Raw genomic sequence first — 21,511 nt, 5'->3', positions numbered from 1 at the left:
TGCAGATGAATACTCCGCCATGGCACTGAATCTTATTCGTGTTCCGTCCCGGGAGCCACCATGTCGTCCGTCCTGATCGCGTCCGTTCCCGTCCACGGCCACATCACGCCGCTGCTCCCGGTCGCGCGGCACTTCGCGCGGCGCGGAGACCGGGTGCGGTTCGTCACCGGGTCGCGGTTCGCCGCCGCCGTCTCGGCCACCGGGGCCGAGTTCCTGCCGCTGCCCGCCGAGGCCGACTACGACGACCGGCAGGACTGGAACGCGGTCTTCCCCGAGCGCGCCGCCCTCAGCGGGGCCAAGGCCGCCGCCCACGACATCGAGCACATCTTCGTGCGTCCCGGCCCGGTCCAGTACGACACGGTCATGGCCGCGCACGCGGCCGTGCCCGCCGACGTGGTCCTGACCGACCCCGCGTTCATCGGCGGCGCGTTCCTCCTCGGCCACCCGGCCGGCACCCGCCCACCGGTCGTGATGTGCGGCATCTGCCCGCTGCCCATGACCAGCCGCGACACCGCGCCGTTCGGGATGGGCCTCACTCCCCTGCGCGGCCCGCTGGGCCGGATGCGCAACGCCGCGCTGACCGCCGTGACCAACCGGATGGTGTTCGCGAACGCCCAGCGCGTCGCCGACGGGATCTTCCACCGGCTGCACGGCCGCCCGATCCCCTTCCCGGTGCTCGACTGGCCGCGGCACGCCGACGCCGTCGCGCAGTTCACCGTCGCCGAGTTCGAGTACCCCCGGTCCGACGCTCCCGACTCGCTGCACTTCGTGGGCCCGATCCTCGGCTCCGCACCGTCGACCCCGCTGCCGTCCTGGTGGGACGAGCTGGACGGGTCCCGGCCCGTCGTCCACCTCACCCAGGGCACCATCGCCAACCGGGACTACGGTCAGCTCATCGCGCCGGCCCTCGAGGGCCTGGCCGGGGAGGACGTGCTCGTCGTCGTCGCGACCGGCGGACGGCCGGTGGACACGCTGCCGCCGCTGCCGTCCAACGCCCGCGCCGCCGAGTTCCTCCCCTACGACCTGCTCCTACCGAAGACCGCCGTGTTCGTCACCAACGGCGGCTACGGCGGGGTGCAGTACGCGTTGCGCCACGGTGTGCCCCTCGTCGGCGCCGGCCGGCAGGAGGACAAGCCCGAGGTCATCGCCCGGATCGCCTGGTCGGGCGTCGGCCGCCGCATCCGGAGCGAGACCCCCGCGCCGGCCGCGGTCCGCCGCCACGTCCGTGCCGTCCTCGACGACGACCGCTACCGCGCCGCGGCGCGCCGGATGGCCGAGCGGATGGCCGCCACCCGCGGCCCGCTGCACCTCGCCGAGGTCGTCGACACGCTGATCGCGAGCCGGCGGCAGCACCAACCCCGGTGAGACCCCGCCGGTCAGACCAGGTCGCGCCAGAACTCGGCGGTGGCGCGCGGCTCCCACGCGTCGTCGCCTCTCGTCCGGCCGAACTCCCTGTCGATGTAGTCGGCGAGGTCCAGGCCGTAGTAGATGACGTCCGTCCCCCAGATGGACAGCACGGGATGGGCGAAGGTGCCGTGCCCGCCGGGCAGGAACCGGTGTCCGTACACCGGGACCATCGGCGGAAGCCGCGTCAGCATCCGCTCCGCGGTGGCCGACGCGGTCGCCGCGTCGGTGGGTCGCGGTCCCCAGCCGTCGTGCCAGTAGACACCGGCGCGCACGTCGGTCAGCACGCCTTGGACCGGCCAGTCGAGCAGGTCACGCAGCGCGTCGCGATCTCCGTGGCGCCAGTCCGGCCACGGCTCGGGGTGGGTGTGGATGACCCCGGGCTCGCGCCGCCGTGGCCAGGTGTTCACCGGCAGCCCGGCGGACAGGAACGCCCGGTGGTCGTCGGCGAACCGGATGCCGAACTCCTCCTCGACCCGGTGCAGTTCGGCGTCGGTCAGGCCGGGATCGATCGCGCAGACCGACCGCGACCGCAGCCGCCGCATCGCCTCCCGGCCGAGCCGCCCGGCGCGGTCAACGCCCTGGTCGAGCCCGTCCGCCACGCCACGGAACTCTAGTCGCCCGGCCCGCCGCACACGCGGAGATGGCCCATCAGCCCCTGTGGGAACGCGAGTTTCCGCTGATGGTCGCGTGGGCGTTCGGACGCGGAAATGCGCGCGACCGCGACCGCCGGTCACCCGGATGATGTCGGGATGATCCGTGCTGGACGATTCACGCTGCGGCCGTGGCACCCGGACGACGCGACCGCGGTGCGGGCCGCCTTCGCCGGGCCCGACATGGCGCGCCAGGCGCCCGAGCCGATGGACGCCGCGGGCGCGGCCGAACGCTGGCTCGCCGCCCGCGTCGACGACTTCGCCTCGGGACGGGGATGGAGCTTCGCCGTGGTCGACGGCGACGGGGTTCTGGGCAACGTCGCGGTCACCGACATCAGCCGCCGCCACGACACCGGCTGGTTGTCGTACTGGACCGTGGAGCGGGCACGCGGCCGGGGCGTGGCGTCGGCCGCGGCGGGCGCGGTGGCCGCCTGGGCCTTCGAGGAGGGCGGGTTGTTCCGGCTGGAGCTCGGCCACCGGACCGACAACCCGGCTTCCTGCGTCGTCGCCCGGCGGGCCGGCTTCCTCGTGGAAGGGCTGGAGCGGCAGAAGCTCCGCTACGGCGACGAGCGTTTCGACGTCGAGGTGCACGCCCGGCTGGCGTCCGATCCGGCGCCGGCCTGACACCGGTCCACCCGCGGTCAGCACCTAGAACACGTTCTAGTTTCGCCGTACGATCGTCGGCATGCTCACGTCGGACGCGGTGACCTGGAACGCCCCCAACGATCCCCACCCGGCCCGCGCCGCCTCGCAGCGCTCCTACTCGGCCGTCGCGGACGGCGACCTCGCCGCGTGGCTGGCCGTGTACGCCGAGGACGCGGTGCTCGAGGACCCGGTCGGGCCGTCGATGTTCGACCCGGCGGGCGCCGGCCATCGCGGGCACGAGGGCCTCACGGCGTTCTGGGAGAAGGCGATCGCCACGGTCGCCAGGTTCGAGTTCACCATCACCGGCTCCTTCGCCAACCCGGGAGCCGACAGCTGCGCCAACATCGGGCGGATCAGGACCGTCTTCGGTGACGGCAGCCACGCCACCACCGAGCTGATCATGGTGTACGTCGTCGACGGCGACGGACGGATCACGTCGATGAAGGCGTTCTGGGAGCCCGAGCGGACGATGGCGTCCCTCCGGCCGGCGGGCGGCTGACCGCCTGCCGGGACAACTGTCGGGTAATTGCCGGGACAGCGACCGGCCCCTGAACACGAGCGTCCCTCCGCTAGGGTGTGCGGCATCGATGGAGGGAACAGCATGTATCCGCAGGGCAATGGGCCGGACAACTGGTCGCCGCACGACCAGCAGCCCTACCAGCACGACCCGTACGCGCCGCAGCAGCCGTACCCGAACGATCCGTACGCCCAGCAGCCGTACCAGCACGACCCGTACGCCCAGCAGCAGTCGTCTCCCCCGTACGCCAACCCGTACCAGCAGGGCCAACCGGGTCCCCAGTACCCGGGTCCCCAGTACCCCGGTCCCCAGCTCCCGGGTCCCGGCGCGCCGCGACCGGCGAGCAGCAAGACCCCGTTGATGATCGTGGGCGCGGTGATCGGTGGGTTCCTGCTGTTCTGCGTGGCGGGCATCGCCGTGGTCGCCCTGACCTCGTCGGACGAGGATACGGACCCGGCCGCCGCCGGGTCGGCCCCGGCCACGGCGACGACGGGCGCGCCCGCGACCCCGTCGGCGACGCCGACGAAGGCTCCGACGCCCACGTCCACCGGTTCGCCGTCGAGCTACGACCTCGAAGGCGACCTCGACGGGTTCAAGCAGGGCGACTGTCTGACGATCACCGGCACCAACCGCGAGGTGAAGCCGGCCAAGTGCTCCGACGCCGGCGCGATGAAGGTGTTCCTGCGGCGCGACGGCGTCGACGCCAGCCGCGACGACGTGTGCGACGCGGTCGAGGAGACCACCGACATCCTGTTCATCGACGACGTCGGCACGGCCAACGACCTCATCCTGTGCGTCGGCGAAGCGTAGCCACGGCCCCTCTCAACGCAGCCGCAGGTCGAGCACCTCACGCTCGACCGTCCGCAGCAGGTCCTCGTGCGCGCGTCCGGCACCGGCCGACAGCGCCGCGGCCGGGCCGTCGTCGGGTGCGCCGGATCGACCGATGTCGAGCGTCATGTCGATGCCGGCGCCGCCGTCGAACGTGCCCGCGTCGAGGAACCCGTGCCGCCGGTAGAACCGTCGCGCGCGACCGTTTCCCGCGTGCACACCCCCCGTACAGGACGACCCGGTCGCAGCCGAGCAGCCGCACCGCGTCCCAGGTCGGTGGCAGCATCGCGGCCGCGAGTCCGGTCCCCCGCCGGGCGTCGGACACGCACGGACCGAAGCGGGCCGTGCGTCGCGGGTCCAGCGCGATGCCGTAGCCCGCGTACCGGGACAGCTCGGCGACGTCCGGCACGCAGAAGCTGAGGTCGACCATGCCGTCCAGCCGCCCGGGGGTGTCCTCCCGGTGGATCACGAGGCGCAGCTTGTCGTAGCGTCCGATCGCCTCGACCCACTCGGCCGCCTGGTCGGCGGCGTCGACGTCGCCGTGCCAGAACGCGCGGCTGGTCTCCGACAGCCCGTCGAGAAACGCCGTCATGGCGGCGGTGTCCGACGGCAGCAACGCGCGGAGGACGAACGCCTCCCGACCCACGACGAGGCGGCGCGTCAGCGGCGCGGGATCGGCGGCGAGGTCGGCGATGGTGGTCGGCAACCGCTCAGCGCGCCCTGCCGGCGAGCCGCCGCTCCTCCTCGGCCATCCGCTCCCGCTGGAGCGCGACGCGCGGCGGCACCAGTTCCTGGCGCTCGGCGGTCCGGGTGAACGGGTGGCTCGAGGTGCCGAGCGCGCGCAGCACGGCCTGTTCGACGAGGCTCGGATCGGCGCGGTCGAACCGCATCGGCTCGGCGAGGGTCAGCGGTGGGTTGGTGATGATCCGGGGCAGCCGGAGCGTGTTCTGCGACTTGGCATGCAGGATGTACGGGTGCAGGAGGTAGACGTCGCCGGCCTCGCCGGTCGCCTCGACGAACTCCTCGCACGACGCGACGAGGTCGGAGAAGGAGAAGACCGGTGCGTCGTCGACGCCGGGCGGCTGCGGGAACGGGTACGCGCCTTCGGGGTGGGCGGCGAGGAACCGGGCGACCGGGGCGACCGAGTCGGCCGCGACGAACGTCGCGCCGCCCTGGTGCCGCACGTCGGTCCAGAGCACCAGGGTCAGCAGGCCCTGCTCGGGTGAGTCGAGGAAGTGCCGGAAGAAGTCGCCGTCCTTGTGCCAACCGGGTGAGGTCGGCGAGGCGGGCGCCCACGGCTCGTCGGCGCCCTGCCACAGGTTGAGGATGAAGCTGTCGCGCCACACGTAGGGCCGGTCGGTGCTGATCCGTTCCTCGCCGCCGACGAGGTCGCACACCGCGGCCCACGCCTTCGGCGCGAATTCGCGGACGTCGATGCTCCGCTTGCCGGCCAGGTGGACGGTCGGCTCGGCCCAGGTCGACGGGTCGGCGGCGGCGTACCCCAGCCGGTCCCAGACCGGTCCGGTGAACTCCTCCGCCGCCCGGCGGGAGAAGCATCCCCGCACCGCGACGAAACCCTGGGTCAGGAACTGGTCGACGTCGCTGTCCGTGAGCACCTGGTATCGAGACATCTCCATGACCTCCTACCACGCGGGTTCGCAATGCTACCCACGTCGCCGCGGTCGCGCAGGCGCCGTCCCGACCGCGCGGCCCGGCGCGGTCAGTCGAACAGGTGCCGGTGGGCCCGGCTCCACGCGACCCGCCGCGCCGTCTCGTCGAGGATCCCGTTGTCCCGCCAGGTGACCTGGGGCTCGTGCCCCCGCGCGGCGAGGCCCTCCGCCCGCCGCAGGACCTCGTGCTGCTGGGTGATGACCTCGTCGACGAGGCCGGCGGTGGTCGTCAACCCGTACGCCCCGGCGAACACCTCCAGCCTCCGCCGCCGGTCCGGCGGTCCGGGGTGGCGCAACGACTCCACGCAGAAGGCGTCGTCGCGGAACGGTGCGACGTACTCCAGCGCGTAGGCCACGTCGTGGACGGGCCGTGCCGGCCACACGTAGTCCCAGTCGAGGATGCCGATCGGCCGGGTGCCCCGCCAGACGAGGTTCCACGGCCCGAAGTCGCCGTGGCAGACCAGGTCGTCGGCGCCGAAGTCGCCGGGGTGGCCCGCCCAACCCGGGGCGGCGGTCGGACGGAAGTCACGCACGGCGTCGTGGTAGTCGCGCAGGAGGCGCGCCATCGCGACGAGACCGGCGTCGTCGACGACCTTGGCCCAGGCGGCGCCGCCGGACTCGCCCTCGATGAACGTGAGGACCTCGCGACCGTCGTCGTCGATGCCGAGAAACCTTGGCGCGTAGGGGAATCCGACCGCGTCCAGATGCCGCAGCACCTCGTGGACGGTGCCCGACCACGGGTGCAGCGGGCGGCGCACCGTGTCGCCGATGCGCTCGACGCGGCGGTGCGGGTCGTCCTGGAGCGTCTCGCGGTCCCCCATGGGCGGCGACGATACAACGCCGCGGCGGCGATACAACGCCGCGGCGGCGTCCAACCCACGGTGCAGATACCTCAAACCCCGGTTGGATGCGGCGGTTCCGGGCGATCCGTAGCGTTCGGGCGGTCCGGGGACAAAGGGAGGGAACCGATGAAGATACGCGTGCTCCACTGGCTGGCCGTGCCCCTGTTGCTGGCCGGCTCGGTCGTGCTGACCGTGGCGGGACCGGCGTCCGCGGTGTACGTCACGTGCTTCCACCGGGGCAACCTGCTGAACAGCGACAGCGCGTTCATGACCGCCGACTGGACCGGCGACGGCAGGTACGACGAGTGTTTCGGCATCGCGCCCGACCGGACCATCTGGCACGACTGGTCCACCTCCGGTGGGTGGGTCCAGATGCCGGACCGCGACGGCCGCGCCGACGTCGTGCTGTGGTGGGCGGTATCGCCGAGCGGATACCGCCGCGTCGTGGTGGGTGTGGGCACGTCGTCGCCCGACCCGTGGTACCAGGACTTCGTGCCGCGCAAGGGATGGACCGGCAACTGGCGGCGCTGCGTCCCCTCGGTCTGCTGACCGCCGCTCCGGCCCGTGACCCATCACCTCGAAAGGACAGGACCATGCTGCGACGACTGCTCGCCGTGATCGTGGCCGGGTTGGCCGTCACCGTGCCGATGGGCCGGGAGGAGGCCGCGGCCGCCACCGTCACCGGCCCGTTCGAGATCGTGTTCGCGCACTCCGGCAAGTGCCTCGACGTGGCCGGCGCGACCCCACTGAACGTCCAGCTGACCCAGTACACCTGCACCGGCGCGTACAACACGCACTGGTACCTGGACTGGTCCGCCGACCGCTCCTACTTCCTCATCCGCAACCGGGCGACGTCGCAGTGCGTCAACGTCTCCGGCAACAGGTACCTCAACGGCCAGCCGATCATCCAGTGGCCGTGCAACGCGGCGTACAACAACGAGCGGTTCAAGTCGATGCCCGCGCCGAACGGCTACCTGTACATCGAGACGTGGCTGGCCCCGAACAAGGTGGTCCACCAACAGGGGAACCAGACCCATACGAACAACGCGCCGGTGACCCTGTGGGACAAGGGCGCGAACAACAGGAACACGCAGGTGACGTTCATCCAGCGGTGACACACGCGCGGGCCCCGGTGACCGGTTCGGTACCGGGGCCCGCCGTGCGTCTTCACCCCTGGCGGGGACCCCGACCTCCGGGGCCGGCCGGCCCGATACGATCTGGCCTGGGCTTTCAACCGGAGGCCCGGAACGTGAATGGATGTCATGGTCGGCCACGAGAAGATTCGCGCCCTGCTCCTCGAGAGCATCCACCCCGACGCCGTCTCGCGGCTGCACGCCGCGGGCTGCGTCGTCGAGAGCGTGTCCAGTGCGCTCGACGAGGACGAGCTGATCGAACGGGTGCGCGACGTGCACCTGCTCGGGATCCGGTCCAAGACCCAGGTGACCGGCCGGGTGCTCGGCGCGGCGTCCCAGCTCCTGGGCATCGGGGCGTTCTGCATCGGCACCGACCAGATCGACCTGGCGGCCGCGGCCGCGGGTGGGGTGGCCGTCTTCAACGCGCCGTTCTCCAACACGCGCAGCGTGGTCGAGCTCGCGCTCGCCGAGATCATCATGCTCGCCCGCCGCGTCGTCGAGAAGAACGACAAGATGCACGACGGCGAGTGGGACAAGGCGGCGACCGGCAGCCACGAGGTGCGCGGACGCACCCTCGGCATCGTCGGGTACGGCAACATCGGCACGCAGCTGTCCGTGCTCGCCGAGGCGCTGGGCATGCGGGTCTACTTCTACGACACCGCCGACAAGCTCGCGCTGGGCAACGCCAAGCGCTGCGACACGCTCGACGAGCTGCTCGAGGTCGCCGAGACGGTCACGCTGCACGTCGACGGGCGGCCCGGCAACAGCGGGTTCTTCGGCGAGGAGCAGTTCGCCCGCATGCGGCCGCGCAGCCTGTTCCTGAACCTGTCCCGCGGCTTCGTCATCGACTACGCGGCGCTGCGGCGGCACCTGGTCAGCGGGCACATCGCCGGTGCGGCGGTCGACGTCTTCCCCCAGGAGCCCAAGGGGCGTGGTGACGAGTTCCGGTCGGAGCTGCGCGGCCTGCCCAACGTGATCCTCACCCCGCACATCGGCGGCTCGACCGAGGAGGCGCAGGCCGACATCGGCGGGTTCGTCGCCAACAAGCTCGCCCAGTACGTGAGCGAGGGCAACACGACGCTCAGCGTCAACCTGCCGTCGGTCGCGCTGCCCCAGCAGGCCGGCACCCACCGGCTCGCGCACGTGCACCGCAACACGCCGGGCGTGCTGGCCCAGGTCAACAGCATCCTGGCCGAGCACGAGGTCAACATCGAGGGTCAGCTGCTGTCGACCCGCGGCGAGTACGGCTACATGGTCACCGACGTCGGCGCCACCTACTCCGACGTGGTGCTCACCCGGTTGCGCGAGATGGAGCAGACCATCCGGCTGCGGGTGCTTTCATGACCTCTCTGGAGGACGCGCTCCGTCCGGCTGTCGGAGCGGCGCACGTGCTCGTCGACGACGACCTGCGCGCGCCGTACGAGACCGACTGGACGCGCCGGTTCACCGGCGCCGCGCGCTGCGTCGTGCGTCCCGCGTCGACGGCCGAGGTGGTCGCGGTCGTGCGGGCGTGCGCGGCGGCCGGGGCGCCGGTCGTGGTGCAGGGCGGCAACACCGGCCTTGTCGGGGCGGGCGTCCCGGCGGGCGGCGAGGTGCTGGTCAGCCTCGCCCGGCTCGCCGAGGTCGAGCCGGTCGACGCCGTCGAGGCACAGGTGACCGTCGGAGCCGGCGTCACGCTCGAGAAGCTGCAGACGCACGCCCGCGCGGCCGGGCTCGACTTCGGTGTCGACCTGGCCGCCCGGTCGTCGGCCACGGTCGGCGGCATGATCGCCACCAACGCCGGCGGCATCCGGGTGCTGCGCCACGGCAGCATGCGGGCGCAGGTCGTCGGGCTGGAGGCGGTGCTGGCCGACGGCAGCGTGCTCACCCGGCTCGGCGGGCTGGCCAAGGACAACACCGGCTACGACCTCACCCAGCTCGTCGCCGGCAGCGAGGGCACGCTCGCGATCGTCACGCGGGCGCGGCTGCGGCTGGTCCCCCTCCTGCCGGCACGTGCGGTGGCCCTCGTCGCCGTGGCCGGCACCGACGCGGCGCTCGACCTGCTCGCGGCCGCCCGCGCCGAGCTCGCCACGCTGTCGGCCGCCGAGATCTTCTACCCGGAGGGCCTGGACCTGGTCCGGTCCCACGCCAGGCTGCCGGCGCCGTTCGACGGGCCGGCCGGGGCGTACGTGGTCCTGGAGTGCGCGGCCCGCACCGACCCGACCGACCACATCCTGGAGCTGCTCTCCTCCTGCAAGGCGGTCGAGGACGCCACGGTCGCCTCCGACCGGGCCGGCCTGGAGCGGCTGTGGGCCTACCGCGAGGCGCACACCGAGGCGATCAGCGCCGCCGGCGTCCCCACCAAGCTCGACGTGTGCGTGCCGCTGGGCGAGCTGACCGCGCTCGTCGCCGAGCTGCCCGCGACGGTGGCCCGGGTGACCCCGACGGCACGGGTCATCCCCTTCGGTCACCTCAACGAGGGCAACCTCCACCTCAACGTCCTCGACGCGGGCGACCGCAGCGAGGAGGTCACCGACGCGGTCCTCCGCCTGGTCGCGGCCCACCGGGGCACGATCAGCTCCGAGCACGGCGTCGGACGGGCCAAGGCGCCCTGGTTGTCCCTGTCCCGCACGCCGGAGGAGATCGGCGCGATGCGCCGCATCAAGGCCGCCCTCGACCCGCAGGGCATGCTCAACCCCGGGGTGCTGCTGCCCGGCTGACCGGCGGACACGTGCGACAATTCGCCGCATGAGCGGGGACCCGGACATCGACAGCATCCGCGCGCGCAGCTTCGGCGAGGTCGCCGGGCGGTACGACCGGTACCGCCCCCGCTATCCGGACCGGCTGGTCGACGACATCGTGGCGATGCTGCCCGGCCGGCGCGTGCTGGAGGTCGGTGCGGGCACCGGCATCGCCACCACCGCATTCGCCGCCCGCGGCATGGCCATGACGTGCGTGGAGCCGGATCCGGAGATGGCGGCCGTGCTGTCGGCGAAGGTCGGCGGTGACGCGGACGTCCACGTGGAGGTCGCCAGTTTCGAGAACTGGTCGGCCACCCGGCAGGCCACGTTCGACGGTCTGATCAGCGCGCAGGCGTGGCACTGGACGGATCCGGCGACGCGGTGGGCCGACGCCGGTGCCGCGGTAGATGGCGGCGGCGTGATCGCGTTGTTCTGGAACGGGGAGGACTATCCCGATCGGCGGGTCGTCGACGCGTTCACGGACGCGTACGACCGCCGGGGCATCGGGATCCGTTCGGTGCGCGGACCGTCGGGAGCCGCACCCGGTCCGGACGGCGTCGCCGACCGGGGGCGTCCCGACGGCTGGCCCGAGATCGACGCCGACGCGCGCACGTACTTCACCGACCTGCGGATGCGCCGCTACCACTGGACGCGCCGGATGACGGTGGCCGACCTCGTGGCGGTCGCCAACACGACCTCGGCGCACCTGATCCTGCCGCCCGAGGTGCGTGAGGACCTGACGGCCGAACTGGTCACGACGCTGACCGGCTACGGCGACGAGGTCGAGGTGGCCATGTCCACCGACCTGGCGACCGCCGTACGCCGCTAGGCCTCCGCGTCGTAGTCGGCCACGAAGCGCGGGTTGACGACCCGCAGCCGGGACTCGGCGTGGGCGAGCAGGGCCGCGCGCAACGCGCGGCGGCCGACCACGGCGAGCTCGACCGACCGGAACTCACCGGCGCATGCGCCCGCGCAGGTCCGCCAGTTCCGCCGGCGGCAGCGCGGCCGGGCTCGACGCCGAAATCGTCATGTGTCGCTACCTCCGGGACGGCCGGGCCACCCGACCACCGTAAGGAGCGCGGGTCAACGGATCCGCGCTCCCGCCGGCGGGACGCTGACTACGATCGCGTCTGCTGACCCGGACCGATCGGAGTCCGACAGCGCGACCGGAGGTCGGGAGCCGATGAACATCGACGGGGCGGTGGCCTTCTTCGGCGAGTTCCTCGCGGTGCTGCACGAACAGGAGGTCGCCCACCTCACCGAGCCCGACGACGAGGTCGAGCGGCGGATCGCGCTGACGGAGAGCTTCCTGCACTCCGCACCGGGCGCCGCGATGAGCGAGCCGTTCATGCGCCCGCGGAACCTGTCGGCCGCGGACCTGGCCCGCACCGCGGAGCAGGCGCCCACGCCGGTACGCCGCACGGTGTTCCTGGTCGCCGAGTACGACGTGCCCGGTCTGGGCACCTGCTTCGCCGCCGACGTCGGTGGCGGCGACGACAGCAACGGCATCGCCTACGAGCGCCGGTACTGGGCCATGGAGGTCTCCGGACGGCCGAGGATCGTCGCGCAGGACAGCATCGATCCCTACGCCGACGGGCTCGGCTGGGAGAACGTCATGGGGACGGTGATCGGGTCCGTCGGCGAGCCGGTCGCGGTCCGCGCGCTGCGGGAGCCGGTCGTTCCGCGCGACCGCGACAGCTACCGGCGCCTCGCGTCAGCCGACCGGGCTCCGCGCCGGTAGGACCGGTGCCCGCTCGGGTGCGACCGGTGCCCGCTCGACGACGTGCGCGGCCAGGAGGGTCGCCAGGGTCAGCAGGGCGAGGACGGTGCGTACCAGGTGCAGCCGCTGCCAGCGGTCGCGGACCTCGGTCCAGTCGGCCGGTGGGGCCTCCGGATTCCAGGTGTCACCGAGCGCGTTGAGCGGCTCCATGCGGGTCACGGTCAGCCCGATCGTCGCCGCGATGAGCAGGATCGCCACGACCGCCGCGACGACGGCCGGTGTCGAGCGGCCGTAGCCGAGGACGGCCGTGAGCGTCAGCAGGCCCACGCAGGTCAGCAGGAGCGGTGGCATGGCCCGGCCCATGTCCGTGTTCATGGCCTGCCACCAGCGCGTGTAGGCGTCGGCCGGCAGGCCGGTGACGCCCGGCGAGACGACCACGAGGAACACGCCGCCGGCGTACAGCGCGACGAGCGCCGTGGCCAGGGCCCGCACCACCTCGAACGACCAGGTCCGCATCACCGGCACTCCGCTCCAGTAGAAGACGCTATATTCAATAGAGTGCCTTCCACCGAATTCTTTGGCAAGATGGTGTCCGATGACGGACAAGCCCAAACGCCGCTACAGCAGCGAACTGCGCCGTGAGCAGTCCGACACCACCCGCCAGCGGATCGCCGACGCCGCCCGGGATTTGATGCTCAGCCGCGGGTACGCCGACACGACGATGGGCGACGTGGCCGCCGCGGCCGGCGTCGCGGTCCAGACGCTCTACACCGCCTGTCCCGGCGGCAAGGCGGGCCTGGCGAAGCTGGTCTACGACACGACCCTGGCCGGCGACGCCGCGCCGGTGCCGATGAGCGAACGGCCGGCGGTGGCGGTGATCGTCAGCGAACCCGACCCGGTGCGCAAACTGCACCTCTACGCCCGGATGGTGGCCGCCATGGCCGAGCGCATCGCGCCGGTGCACGCGGTGCTGCGCGCCGCGGCCGGCGGCCTGGGTCCGTTGCTGAGGGAGTCCGAGGCGCAACGCCGAACCGGGACCCGCGGACCGGCCGGCATGCTCGCCGCGGCGGGCGCCCTGCGCCCGGGCGTCGACACCGACCGGGCGGCCGACATCATCTTCGCGTTGACGTCGATCGAGGTGTTCGAGCGGCTGACCACCACCTGCGGCTGGTCCACCGACGACTACGCCGACTGGCTGGCCGCCACCCTCACCGACGCGCTCCTCCCGCGCTGAGCCCGTCCCGCCGCCGACGTGGGAGCATCGTCAGGTGCCCGTCCGGTCCGCGGTCCGCGCCGTCGTCACCGACCTGGACGGAACCGTCGTCCACCACGACGGGACCGTCAGCGACGCCACCCTGACCGCCGCGGCGGACCTCGCCGCCCGCCGGATCCCGCTGATCGCCGCCACCGCCAGGACCCCGCCCGGAGTCGCGACCATCGGATCGCTCACCCCCTACCTGACGATCGCCGTCTGCTCCGGCGGCGCGGTCGGCTGGGTCCCCTCCACCGCGGAGACCCTGTGGCGCGAGACGATCGCGCCGGCGGGCGTCGACCGGCTGGTGCGGTTCACCGTGGCGCGGCTGGCCGGCGCCGGCATGGCCGTCCACGATGGACAGACGTGGCGGATGACCGGGGCGTATGCCCGGCAGCGGGGCGACCGGCTGCGCGGCCGCAAGGAGACCGTCCCGGTCGCCGACCTCGCCCGGCACCCCGCGTGCGCCATGTCGATCTGCCATCCGGACCGGACCTCGGACGAGTTGATGCGCGCGGTGACGGCGCTCGGTGGCGGGCCGGCGCCGACGGTGACCTACTCCACCACCCACGTCGTCGACATCGCCCCGGCCGGGGTGGACAAGTCCAGCGGTGTCCGCCGGGCGCTGGCGGTCCTCGGCGTCGCACCCGCCGACGCCGTCGCCGTCGGCGACATGCCCAACGACCTTCCGATGTTCGCGCTGTGCGGCGTCGCCGTGGCGGTGGCCGGCGCCCACCCGGACGTCCTCGCCGCCGCGACGGTCGTGACCTCCTGCATCCACGACGACGGGTTCGCCCGTGCCCTCCACGCGTTGGGCGCCGTCGACGGCGGACGGATCCGTCGGCCGGGCTGCACCGCCTGCGGCCCCGTTCCCGCCTGACGGACCACCGGGGCGAGCGCCGTCACGCCGGCGACGACCGTCCGGTCTCCTTCCCGGCTGTCGCGTCGACGGCCGGGGAAGGCGCCGCCTCCGCCGCCGCGGGCTCGGCTCCGCGCAGCGGTTCGTGCCGGAGGAACGCCGCCGCCACCGGTACCACGACGGCGATGACCGTGGCGCAGAGGAACACGGCCGCGGTCGAGTCCGCGATGCCGTGCAGCAGTGCGGACACCACCTCGCCCGGCATGGTGGCGAGCTTCTCCGGGGTGAGGCCGGCGACGCCCTCGCCCGAGGCCACCTCGGCCGCGCCAGGACCCAGCCGCGTGGTGAGGTCGTTCTCCAGCGTGTGGTTGAAGACGGCGCCGAACAGCGATACACCGAACGAACCGCCGATGGAGCGGAAGAACGTGGTGGTGCTGCTCGCCACGCCCATGTTGCGCTGGTCGACGCTGTTCTGCGCGATCAGCATCGTGGTCTGCATGAGCAGGCCGAGACCGGCGCCGAGCGCCACCATGAACGCCGACGAGCGCAGCCGCGACGTGTCGATGTCGACCGTCGCCAGCAGCCCCATTCCGACGACCACCAGGACGCCACCGATGACCGGGAACGCCTTGTAGCGCCCGGTGCGCGTGATGAGCTGGCCCGCCACGAGCGACGTGACGAGCATGCCGGTCATCATCGGCAGCAGCAGGAGCCCCGAGTTCGTCGCCGACGCGCCCTGCACGGTCTGCTGGTACAGCGGCAGGAAGTTGATCGCGCCGAACATCGTGAAGCCGAGCAGGAAGACGATGACCGTCGACAGCGTGAAGTTGACGTTGCGGAACAGCCCCAGTGACAGCACCGGCTCGGCGGCCCGCCGCTCGACGACAGCGAACGCCGCGAGCAGCACGACGGCCAGCGCCACCAGGCCGAGGATCTGCCACGAACCCCAGCCGTACTCGGTGCCGCCCCAGGTGGTGATCAGCACCAGCGCGGTGATCCCGCCGGCGAGCAGGCCCGACCCGAGCCAGTCGATCCGGTGTTCGGTGCGCCGGGTGGGCAGCTTCAGCCGCACCGCGAGCAGCGCCAGGGCCAGGCCGCCCAGCGGCAGGTTGATGTAGAACGCCCACCGCCAGCTCAGGTGGTCGGTGATGTAGCCGCCGACGAGGGGACCGGCGACGGTCGCGGCCGCCATGGTGGCCGCCATGAACCCCTGGTACTGCCCCCGCTCGCGCGGCGGCACCAGGTCACCGATGATCGCCATGACCCCGACGATCAGGCCGCCGGCGCCCAGGCCCTGGAGGGCGCGGAAGCCGATCAGCTCACCCATCGTCTGCGCGGCGCCGGACAGGGCCGACCCGATCAGGAAGATCACGATCGAGGTGAGGAAGATGTTCTTGCGGCCGTAGAGGTCGCCGATCTTCCCCCAGATCGGGGTGGAGACCGTCGTACCGAGAACGTAGGCGGTGACCACCCAGGAGAGGTGGGACAGACCGTGCAGGTCGCCCACGATGCGCGGCATCGCGGTACTGACGATCATATTGTCGAGCATGGCCAGCAGCATCGCCAGCATGAGGCCCGGCAGCACCGCCATGACCTCCCGGCGGCGACCCGGCGCGGGCGTGGGTTCGGACATGGTGACCCCCGATGGACGAACCGGCTTACTTGCCGGCCGGCTAGTATGAGACCCAGTGGAGACGGTAGGCGGCTTACTAGCCGGCCGTCAAGTAAGTTCGAGGGCGAGGCAGATGAGGGAGCGGTCAGGCACGCGTCGGCGGATCCAGGAGGTCGCCCTCGAACTGTTCACCGAGCAGGGATACGAGGCGACGTCGCTGCGTGAGATCTCCGAGCGGCTCGGCGTCACCAAAGCGGCGCTCTACTACCACTTCAAGACCAAGGAAGAGATCATCGGCAGCCTGATCGACGACCGGCTGGCGCTGCTGCGCGAACTGGTCGACTGGGCACACGCCCAGCCCCGCACACCGGAGGTCCGGCGCGAGGTCGTCCGGCGCTACGCCGCCCAGCTGCGGGACGCGAAGCACTCGAACATCATGCGGTTCGCCGAACGGAACCGGACCGCGCTGCGCGACCAGACCCGCGGCGAGGGGCTCAAGGAGGCGATGATGAGCGTCTTCGCCGTTCTCGTCGAACCCGACGACCCGCTGCCGGTGAAGATCCAGAGCGCCCTGTCGATCATGTCGATGCACATCGGCCTGTTCCTCTTCGACGACGACAACGACACGCACACCGAGGACGAGCGGGCGGCCGCGGCGCTGGAGGTGGCGCTCGGGATGGTCGACCTGGCCGAGTCGGCCCGGACGTCGAAGGACCGCTGACCGGTACGCCGAACGGTCGGTTCGGGAACCCGTCACCGCGCGTCGCGCGGTAGGGTCCCGCGGTGGTCGATGGTGGTGTGATGGCGCTGTTCGGGGCCGCGGCGGCGACGGCCGGTGCCGGCGCCGCCCTGCTGGTGCGGCTCGCGCGTCGACCGGTCCGGCCCGGAGCGGCCGGTCGCCGGCGGATCGGCGTCGGGGTCGCGTCGCTCGGGCTCGCGGCCGGGTCGGCGGCGCTGGTGATGGTCGCGTTCGAGGCGACGCTCGTCGCCGGTCTCCTCCTGCTCGCGGTCGCGCCCGCCGCCGTTCTCGGCGGCTGGACGCTGGCCGGATCCGCCATCGAGCGGCCGCCGGTGCCCGCGGCCGGCATCCGGGTCGCGGTCGCGGCCACGGCGCTGTTCCCCGTCGCGGCGCTCGCGTCGATCGGGTTCGTCGCGGGGTCCGGCGCGGACTACGTCAGGCGGTACGGCCACCCGGTCACCGTCGACACGAAGCACGACTGCGTCACCCACGCCGGCAGCGACAGGAGCGTGTGCACGGTCCGCTACGTGGTCGACCGCAGGCACCACACGGCGTCGATCTCCCTGCACGTGGACGGGTCCACCCCGCGCTTCCTCGACGTGGTCGCCCTCGACGGCCGCGCGGTGGAGCGCGACGGACCCGTCTCGCCGACCGTCGGGTTCGGCCGCCGTGTCCCCGGGTGGCTCGTGATCACCGTGCCGGTCGAGGCGGTTCTCCTGCTCCTCCTGCTCGGCCGGGCCGCGGTCACGGCCGTCCGCGGGGCGACGGACGGCGGATCGCGGGCGTCGCGGCCGGGAGCGACGGTCGCCGGCTGACCGTCAGGCGGCGGTCGCCAGCCCGCGCGGCGGGGCGGCGAAATCGCGGGACGGCAGCGGGGCCAGACCGTCGTGTTCGATCCGGGCGACCGCGTCGATCGCGCCCTCCGGTACACCGGACGCCAGCTGTCCCCGGCCCCCGTTCCGGCCCGGCGCGGCCGCGACCATGGCCGCGGTGACCAGCTGGGGTGCGGCGACCACCACCGAGTGGGTGCGGCGGTTGTCGGTCAGCCCGGTCTGGCCGGACACGGGACGTCCCACGACGCCACGCACGGCCGTGCCCGGCACGGCGCCCGCGCCGCAGCGGTCGCCGAACGCGGATCGGTCGCCGAGCGGACAGCGACCGGCGTCGATCGCGGCGCGGGCGACCCCGGGGCGCAGCACCTGCTCGCAGCGCGGCCCGACGCCGGCGACCGGACGTCCGACGGCGTCGGAGACCTCGGCGACCGGCAGCGGCCGGCAGTGCGTGCCGTCGGCGGCCAGGGTCGCGTACGCGTTGGCCAGGTCGAGGGCGGTGGTCGCCGAGACGCCGAGGGTGAACGCGCCCCACGAGGCGCCGTTCGGGGGCTTGGCCAGCTGCGGGTCGATGTCGCCGCGGAACGTGATGCCCAGGCGCGCGGCGATCTCGATCACCCGGTCGGCGCCGAGCCGCTCCTGCAACGCCACGAAGTACGTGACCACCGTGTGGGTGAACGCGTCCCACATCGTGCGCCGACCCGACAGGTAGGCCGGGTCGCCGGTGTTGGCCGGGCACCAGTACCCGCCGCCGCAGGCCACGGGGCTCTGCGGGTCGATGCGGTACGCCGTCCGGTACACGCGCCCGGTGTCGATGGCGTGGTCCAACCTGAGACCGCTGTCGAGCGCCGCCGCCAGCGTGAACATCATGAACGGCGCGCCCGCCGCGTCGCCGGGGGTGGTCGGGCCGCCCGCGACGAGCGGGTCGACCACATCCGGCCCGGTGGGTCGCCCCGTCGGCTGGCCCGGGTCGGCCGGGGGCGAGGCCGAGGGCGGACCCTGGGGCCGGCGGAACGTGCGGTTCGCGGCCATCGTCCTGACCAGGCCGGTGCCGGGTTCGATCGTGGCGACGGTGAACAGCGTCGGGTCGGTGACCGGCAGCAGCGCGTCGACCCGCTGCTTGGCGCCGGCCTGCAGGCGCGGGTCGAGCGAGCCACCGAGGCGGTACCCGCCGTGCCGCAGCCGGTCGAGGCGCTGCCCCTCGTCGGCCCCGAACGCGGCCTGCGTACGCCACCAGGCGACGACGTGGTCGCAGTAGTAGCCCCAGTCGTTGACGGGTACCCGCAGGCAGCTCTCGCGGGGGTCGTCGCTGTCGAACCGCGCGATCAGCGTCGTGCCGTCGGACGCGTACAGCTCCGAGGCCCGCGGCAGGCGCGACATCGTCGACTCGGGCGCTGTCCGGGCCCGCCAGGCGACGGCACCCGCCGCGGCGGCGCACGCCAGGACGACCACCACGGCGAGCGCGGCACGCCGACCCCCGGGCCACGTCGCGGGTGCGGACTCGATGATCGATTCGCGGGTCATTGACGGTCCCCCATGTGAATGGCGGGATCCTATCCACTGACGCCGTCGTCCACTGCCCCCAGTCGGGCCGTGCAGGCGACCAGCAGCCGCAGGCACACCAGCATCTTGGCGTCCTCGGGCTGGTCGAAGTCGTCGACCGTGGCCGCGGCGAAACGGCCGGCCGCGTTGACCGGCGGGCACCACGGTGCCGCGGGCAGCAGGGTGCCCCGGGGAACCCGGTCGGCAAGCCGGTCCCGGGCTGCCGGCGTCGTGGCCAGGTCGTCGCGGACGTGCGCCAGCAGCACACCCTGCACCAGACCCGCGACCGCCTCCACGTGCGGCAGCCGGTCCCCGTCACCCCGCGACGCCACCGCACCGACGTCGACGCCGGCCGCGACGGCCCGTTCCGCGCAGGCGAGCAGCGCGTCGCGGCGGCCGCCGGAGGGGGCGCACTCCCAGGCGACCCGCAGCCGGTCGGTGACCCACGTGACCGGAAGAGCCGCCGGGTCGACGCGCGCCCGGAGAGCCGACACGGCCGCCTCCCCCGCCGACTCGGTGAGCACCCGCATCAGGAAGGCGGAGTCGTGGACGTCCTCGGTGGCGGCATGCGGTCCGTGCGGATGCGGTGGCGGCCCGGGCAGGCTGGAAAGCGGCACGGGCCCTCACGGTAACGCGTCAACCTGCGCACTCTCTGTGCGTCCGCTGGGACTCCGCTGGGTCCGGCCGCGACCGCCCCGACGGGACGGACCCGCGGCTATCGCGGGCATATCGAAAATCGCGAACGCCCACGCAACGGCGCCTCGTCTTGAGTAGCGGCATGGACCGTATGACCTACGACCCGGATCCCGCCCGCGGCCCCGGCCGGCGGCGGCTGATCGGCTGGACCGGACTGGCCGCCGCCGGTGCCATCGGTGCCGGTGTGCCGCTCGCGACCGCCGGGGTGGCACACGCAGACCCGGCCGGGCGGGACCGGATACCGCCGGACGCGCTGCCGGGCGGCGCCTACGACCGGTACGTGGCCCGACTGGCCGCCGAGGGCCGGTTCTCCGGCGTGGTGCTGCTGGCGCACCGGGGCCGCACGGTGCTCTCGCGCGCCTACGGGATGGCCGACGCGCAGCGGGGCATCCGCAACCACGAGAGCACCGCCTTCACCCTCAGCTCGGCCGGCAAGCCGTTCAGGGCCGTGGCCATCCTGCAGCTGGCCCAGCAGGGCCGGCTGAAGCTGTCCGACCCGGTGGGCACGTACCTGACCGGCTTCCCCGCCGACCTCGCCGAGAAGGTGACCATCCACCACCTGCTCTCCGGCACCTCGGGCGTGGACACGCCCACCGAGGACAAGGAGCGCATCTTCCAGAGCCGCGAGGAGCAGCACGCGTACCAGGAGCGGTGGGCCCGGCAGGTGCGGCTGACCGGCATCCCCGGCCTGCCCACCGAGACCCACGCCGGCGGCGAGACCGTCATCCCCGCCCTGATCGTCGAGGCGGTCAGCGGCATGACGTACTGGGACTACGTCGAGCGGAACATCTTCCGGCGCGCCGGCATGACCGGCTCGGCGTTCTACACCAGGCCGCAGTGGCTCACCGACCGGCGCATCGCCCACCCGTACATGGAGGTGGCCGACGGCAGCGTCGTCGACGCCCTCCACCACCTCGACCTGGGCAGCCCGAACGAGTACGTCCTCGGGCGCAACCCCGGCCGCGGCTTCATCGACGCCATCGGCGACGGCGGCTTCGCCACCGCGCCCGACCTCGTCCGGTTCGCGCTCGCGCTCGCCGACGGGACCCTGCTGAGCCGGCCCTGGGCCGACGTGCTGACCTCGGCCAAACTGCCGCACGGTCCGGCCAGCTTCTCCTCCTACGGACCCGTGGTCGAGATCGCCGCCGGCCAGTGGGTCTGGCAGCGCTCCGGTGGCAACCCCGGTGTCGGCGCCACCTGGAGCATCTACCCGGACACCGGCTGGGTCGGCGTCATCCTCGGCAACCACGACCGCAACGCGTCGCTGGTCGACATGATCCTGCAGGAGATGAAGGCGGTCACCGGAGCGGACCCGGGCACCGGAGGCGGTGGCTGATGCGCCGGACCATGGTGGCCGCCCTCGCCCTCGTCACCGCGCTCGGCGCGGGCTGCTCGGGCACCCCCGAGGCAACCGACACCGCCGACTCCACCCGCGACAAGGCCATGAAGTTCTCGCAGTGCATGCGCGACAACGGCGTGACGGACTTCCCCGACCCGGACCCGTCGGGTGAGCTGACCGTCGACGGGGTCCTGAACGGCACGTCGCTGGACCCGAACACCGCCACCTGGAAGAAGGCCATCGAGGCGTGCAGGGACCTCCAGCCGGCCGGGTTCACCGGCCACCAGCGCAACGCCGAGGAGCAGAAGGCGGCGCTGCAGTTCGCCCGGTGCATGCGCGACAACGGCATCAGGGACTTCCCCGACCCCGCGCCGGACAGTCCCCTGATCGACACGAACCGGATCCCGTCGGCCAACACGGCCGACGGGATGAACGCCCTGAACGCCGCCGGGAAGAAGTGCGGCGAGTACGCCAGGGCCGCCGGCGTCTCGGGCGACGGGAGCTAGCCGC

Annotated in this window: 23 protein-coding genes and 1 pseudogene; 16 read left to right on the top strand and 8 right to left on the bottom strand. The window is 73.0% G+C overall.

From position 1 onward, the window contains the following. Positions 1-60 precede the first annotated feature (60 nt). Complete coding sequence (locus tag Voc01_RS37310; protein ID WP_203932391.1) at positions 61-1,365, top strand: glycosyltransferase; 1,305 nt, start codon at positions 61-63, stop codon at positions 1,363-1,365. A gap of 11 nt (positions 1,366-1,376) precedes the next feature. Here the strand turns inward: Voc01_RS37310 and Voc01_RS37305 are convergent, their stop codons facing one another. Further along, complete coding sequence (locus Voc01_RS37305) at positions 1,377-2,006, bottom strand: hypothetical protein (protein WP_239160762.1); 630 nt, start codon at positions 2,004-2,006, stop codon at positions 1,377-1,379. Positions 2,007-2,156: 150 nt separating this feature from the next. On the opposite strand from Voc01_RS37305, the gene Voc01_RS37300 reads away from it, so the two are divergent. The 3 genes from Voc01_RS37300 to Voc01_RS37290 all read left to right on the top strand — a co-directional run bounded on the left by Voc01_RS37300 (position 2,157) and on the right by Voc01_RS37290 (position 4,029). Then, positions 2,157-2,681, top strand: a complete 525-nt coding sequence (locus Voc01_RS37300) for a GNAT family N-acetyltransferase (protein WP_203932390.1) — start codon at positions 2,157-2,159, stop codon at positions 2,679-2,681. 61 nt (positions 2,682-2,742) lie between these two features. Further along, positions 2,743-3,201, top strand: a complete 459-nt coding sequence (locus tag Voc01_RS37295; protein WP_203932389.1) for a nuclear transport factor 2 family protein — start codon at positions 2,743-2,745, stop codon at positions 3,199-3,201. Positions 3,202-3,303: 102 nt separating this feature from the next. Continuing rightward, the gene (locus Voc01_RS37290; RefSeq protein ID WP_203932388.1) at positions 3,304-4,029 is read left to right on the top strand and encodes an LppU/SCO3897 family protein; all 726 of its coding nucleotides are present in this window, start codon (positions 3,304-3,306) and stop codon (positions 4,027-4,029) included. Between the two features lie 37 nt (positions 4,030-4,066). On the opposite strand, the gene Voc01_RS37285 is transcribed toward Voc01_RS37290, so the two are convergent. The 3 genes from Voc01_RS37285 to Voc01_RS37275 all read right to left on the bottom strand — a co-directional run bounded on the left by Voc01_RS37285 (position 4,067) and on the right by Voc01_RS37275 (position 6,538). Then, positions 4,067-4,753 carry a hypothetical protein gene (locus Voc01_RS37285; protein WP_203932387.1) on the bottom strand — a complete coding sequence of 229 codons (687 nt, stop codon included), beginning with the start codon at positions 4,751-4,753 and terminating at the stop codon, positions 4,067-4,069. A 4-nt stretch (positions 4,754-4,757) separates the two neighbouring features. Continuing rightward, positions 4,758-5,678, bottom strand: a complete 921-nt coding sequence (locus Voc01_RS37280; protein WP_203932386.1) for a 2OG-Fe(II) oxygenase family protein — start codon at positions 5,676-5,678, stop codon at positions 4,758-4,760. Between the two features lie 89 nt (positions 5,679-5,767). After that, positions 5,768-6,538, bottom strand: a complete 771-nt coding sequence (locus Voc01_RS37275; RefSeq protein ID WP_203932385.1) for an aminoglycoside phosphotransferase family protein — start codon at positions 6,536-6,538, stop codon at positions 5,768-5,770. A gap of 147 nt (positions 6,539-6,685) precedes the next feature. On the opposite strand from Voc01_RS37275, the gene Voc01_RS37270 reads away from it, so the two are divergent. From Voc01_RS37270 to Voc01_RS37245, 6 genes are all read left to right on the top strand, one after another. Continuing rightward, entirely contained in the window at positions 6,686-7,108 is a 423-nt protein-coding gene (locus tag Voc01_RS37270; RefSeq protein ID WP_203932384.1) for a hypothetical protein, read from the top strand. Between the two features lie 44 nt (positions 7,109-7,152). Beyond that, on the top strand, positions 7,153-7,674 hold the full coding sequence (locus tag Voc01_RS37265) for an RICIN domain-containing protein (protein WP_203932383.1): 522 nt from the start codon (positions 7,153-7,155) through the stop codon (positions 7,672-7,674). Positions 7,675-7,812: 138 nt separating this feature from the next. Continuing rightward, positions 7,813-9,036 (top strand): phosphoglycerate dehydrogenase, encoded by a 1,224-nt coding sequence (gene serA, locus Voc01_RS37260; protein WP_275423789.1) that lies wholly within the window; start codon positions 7,813-7,815, stop codon positions 9,034-9,036. Then, a complete protein-coding gene (locus Voc01_RS37255) occupies positions 9,033-10,391 on the top strand; it encodes an FAD-binding oxidoreductase (protein WP_203932382.1) in 1,359 nt (452 codons plus the stop codon). Before serA ends, Voc01_RS37255 begins: the two co-directional genes overlap by 4 nt. Before the next feature lie 28 nt (positions 10,392-10,419). Then, positions 10,420-11,241 (top strand): class I SAM-dependent methyltransferase, encoded by an 822-nt coding sequence (locus Voc01_RS37250; RefSeq protein WP_203932381.1) that lies wholly within the window; start codon positions 10,420-10,422, stop codon positions 11,239-11,241. Positions 11,242-11,595: 354 nt separating this feature from the next. Beyond that, positions 11,596-12,153, top strand: coding sequence for a hypothetical protein (locus Voc01_RS37245; protein WP_203932380.1), 558 nt, complete (start codon positions 11,596-11,598; stop codon positions 12,151-12,153). On the opposite strand, the gene Voc01_RS37240 is transcribed toward Voc01_RS37245, so the two are convergent. Continuing rightward, entirely contained in the window at positions 12,127-12,648 is a 522-nt protein-coding gene (locus Voc01_RS37240; protein ID WP_203932379.1) for an anthrone oxygenase family protein, read from the bottom strand. The genes Voc01_RS37245 and Voc01_RS37240 overlap by 27 nt on opposite strands. A 79-nt stretch (positions 12,649-12,727) precedes the next feature. Between Voc01_RS37240 and Voc01_RS37235 the strand changes: the two genes are divergently transcribed. Then, the gene (locus Voc01_RS37235; protein WP_203932378.1) at positions 12,728-13,366 is read left to right on the top strand and encodes a TetR/AcrR family transcriptional regulator; all 639 of its coding nucleotides are present in this window, start codon (positions 12,728-12,730) and stop codon (positions 13,364-13,366) included. 34 nt (positions 13,367-13,400) lie between these two features. Further along, positions 13,401-14,264 carry an HAD family hydrolase gene (locus Voc01_RS37230; RefSeq protein ID WP_203932377.1) on the top strand — a complete coding sequence of 288 codons (864 nt, stop codon included), beginning with the start codon at positions 13,401-13,403 and terminating at the stop codon, positions 14,262-14,264. Between the two features lie 22 nt (positions 14,265-14,286). Here the strand turns inward: Voc01_RS37230 and Voc01_RS37225 are convergent. Continuing rightward, a pseudogene (locus Voc01_RS37225) lies at positions 14,287-15,912 on the bottom strand (MDR family MFS transporter); the annotation flags it as partial. Positions 15,913-15,988: 76 nt separating this feature from the next. Between Voc01_RS37225 and Voc01_RS37220 the strand changes: the two are divergent. Both Voc01_RS37220 and Voc01_RS37215 read left to right on the top strand, forming a co-directional pair. Next, positions 15,989-16,576: a TetR/AcrR family transcriptional regulator gene (locus tag Voc01_RS37220; protein WP_203932375.1), complete on the top strand. Its 588-nt coding sequence runs from the start codon at positions 15,989-15,991 to the stop codon at positions 16,574-16,576. 80 nt (positions 16,577-16,656) lie between these two features. Beyond that, positions 16,657-17,409: a hypothetical protein gene (locus Voc01_RS37215; RefSeq protein ID WP_203932374.1), complete on the top strand. Its 753-nt coding sequence runs from the start codon at positions 16,657-16,659 to the stop codon at positions 17,407-17,409. A 3-nt stretch (positions 17,410-17,412) separates the two neighbouring features. Here Voc01_RS37215 and Voc01_RS37210 read toward each other — a convergent pair whose 3' ends face one another. Both Voc01_RS37210 and Voc01_RS37205 read right to left on the bottom strand, forming a co-directional pair. Next, positions 17,413-18,948, bottom strand: coding sequence for a penicillin-binding transpeptidase domain-containing protein (locus Voc01_RS37210; protein WP_203932373.1), 1,536 nt, complete (start codon positions 18,946-18,948; stop codon positions 17,413-17,415). A gap of 29 nt (positions 18,949-18,977) precedes the next feature. Beyond that, a complete protein-coding gene (locus Voc01_RS37205) occupies positions 18,978-19,583 on the bottom strand; it encodes a hypothetical protein (RefSeq protein ID WP_203932372.1) in 606 nt (201 codons plus the stop codon). A gap of 161 nt (positions 19,584-19,744) precedes the next feature. On the opposite strand from Voc01_RS37205, the gene Voc01_RS37200 reads away from it, so the two are divergent. Both Voc01_RS37200 and Voc01_RS37195 read left to right on the top strand, forming a co-directional pair. Further along, positions 19,745-20,998 (top strand): serine hydrolase domain-containing protein, encoded by a 1,254-nt coding sequence (locus tag Voc01_RS37200; RefSeq protein ID WP_239160761.1) that lies wholly within the window; start codon positions 19,745-19,747, stop codon positions 20,996-20,998. After that, the gene (locus tag Voc01_RS37195; protein WP_203932371.1) at positions 20,998-21,507 is read left to right on the top strand and encodes a hypothetical protein; all 510 of its coding nucleotides are present in this window, start codon (positions 20,998-21,000) and stop codon (positions 21,505-21,507) included. Before Voc01_RS37200 ends, Voc01_RS37195 begins: the two co-directional genes overlap by 1 nt. The last annotated feature ends 4 nt before the right edge of the window (positions 21,508-21,511 follow it).

The organism is Virgisporangium ochraceum (assembly GCF_016863655.1).
Lineage (GTDB): Bacteria > Actinomycetota > Actinomycetes > Mycobacteriales > Micromonosporaceae > Virgisporangium > Virgisporangium ochraceum.
This window is presented reverse-complemented; position numbering and strand designations above follow the sequence as displayed.

Coding starts and splice junctions, on each gene's coding strand:
- Voc01_RS37210 (WP_203932373.1), bottom strand. CDS start 18,948: ATGACCCGCGAATCGATCATCGAGTCCGCACCCGCGACGTGGCCCGGG.
- Voc01_RS37245 (WP_203932380.1), top strand. CDS start 11,596: ATGAACATCGACGGGGCGGTGGCCTTCTTCGGCGAGTTCCTCGCGGTG.
- Voc01_RS37250 (WP_203932381.1), top strand. CDS start 10,420: ATGAGCGGGGACCCGGACATCGACAGCATCCGCGCGCGCAGCTTCGGC.
- Voc01_RS37295 (WP_203932389.1), top strand. CDS start 2,743: ATGCTCACGTCGGACGCGGTGACCTGGAACGCCCCCAACGATCCCCAC.
- Voc01_RS37290 (WP_203932388.1), top strand. CDS start 3,304: ATGTATCCGCAGGGCAATGGGCCGGACAACTGGTCGCCGCACGACCAG.
- serA (WP_275423789.1), top strand. CDS start 7,813: ATGGATGTCATGGTCGGCCACGAGAAGATTCGCGCCCTGCTCCTCGAG.
- Voc01_RS37300 (WP_203932390.1), top strand. CDS start 2,157: ATGATCCGTGCTGGACGATTCACGCTGCGGCCGTGGCACCCGGACGAC.
- Voc01_RS37280 (WP_203932386.1), bottom strand. CDS start 5,678: ATGTCTCGATACCAGGTGCTCACGGACAGCGACGTCGACCAGTTCCTG.
- Voc01_RS37270 (WP_203932384.1), top strand. CDS start 6,686: ATGAAGATACGCGTGCTCCACTGGCTGGCCGTGCCCCTGTTGCTGGCC.
- Voc01_RS37195 (WP_203932371.1), top strand. CDS start 20,998: ATGCGCCGGACCATGGTGGCCGCCCTCGCCCTCGTCACCGCGCTCGGC.
- Voc01_RS37200 (WP_239160761.1), top strand. CDS start 19,745: ATGGACCGTATGACCTACGACCCGGATCCCGCCCGCGGCCCCGGCCGG.
- Voc01_RS37215 (WP_203932374.1), top strand. CDS start 16,657: ATGGCGCTGTTCGGGGCCGCGGCGGCGACGGCCGGTGCCGGCGCCGCC.
- Voc01_RS37235 (WP_203932378.1), top strand. CDS start 12,728: ATGACGGACAAGCCCAAACGCCGCTACAGCAGCGAACTGCGCCGTGAG.
- Voc01_RS37310 (WP_203932391.1), top strand. CDS start 61: ATGTCGTCCGTCCTGATCGCGTCCGTTCCCGTCCACGGCCACATCACG.
- Voc01_RS37275 (WP_203932385.1), bottom strand. CDS start 6,538: ATGGGGGACCGCGAGACGCTCCAGGACGACCCGCACCGCCGCGTCGAG.
- Voc01_RS37265 (WP_203932383.1), top strand. CDS start 7,153: ATGCTGCGACGACTGCTCGCCGTGATCGTGGCCGGGTTGGCCGTCACC.
- Voc01_RS37220 (WP_203932375.1), top strand. CDS start 15,989: ATGAGGGAGCGGTCAGGCACGCGTCGGCGGATCCAGGAGGTCGCCCTC.
- Voc01_RS37255 (WP_203932382.1), top strand. CDS start 9,033: ATGACCTCTCTGGAGGACGCGCTCCGTCCGGCTGTCGGAGCGGCGCAC.
- Voc01_RS37240 (WP_203932379.1), bottom strand. CDS start 12,648: ATGCGGACCTGGTCGTTCGAGGTGGTGCGGGCCCTGGCCACGGCGCTC.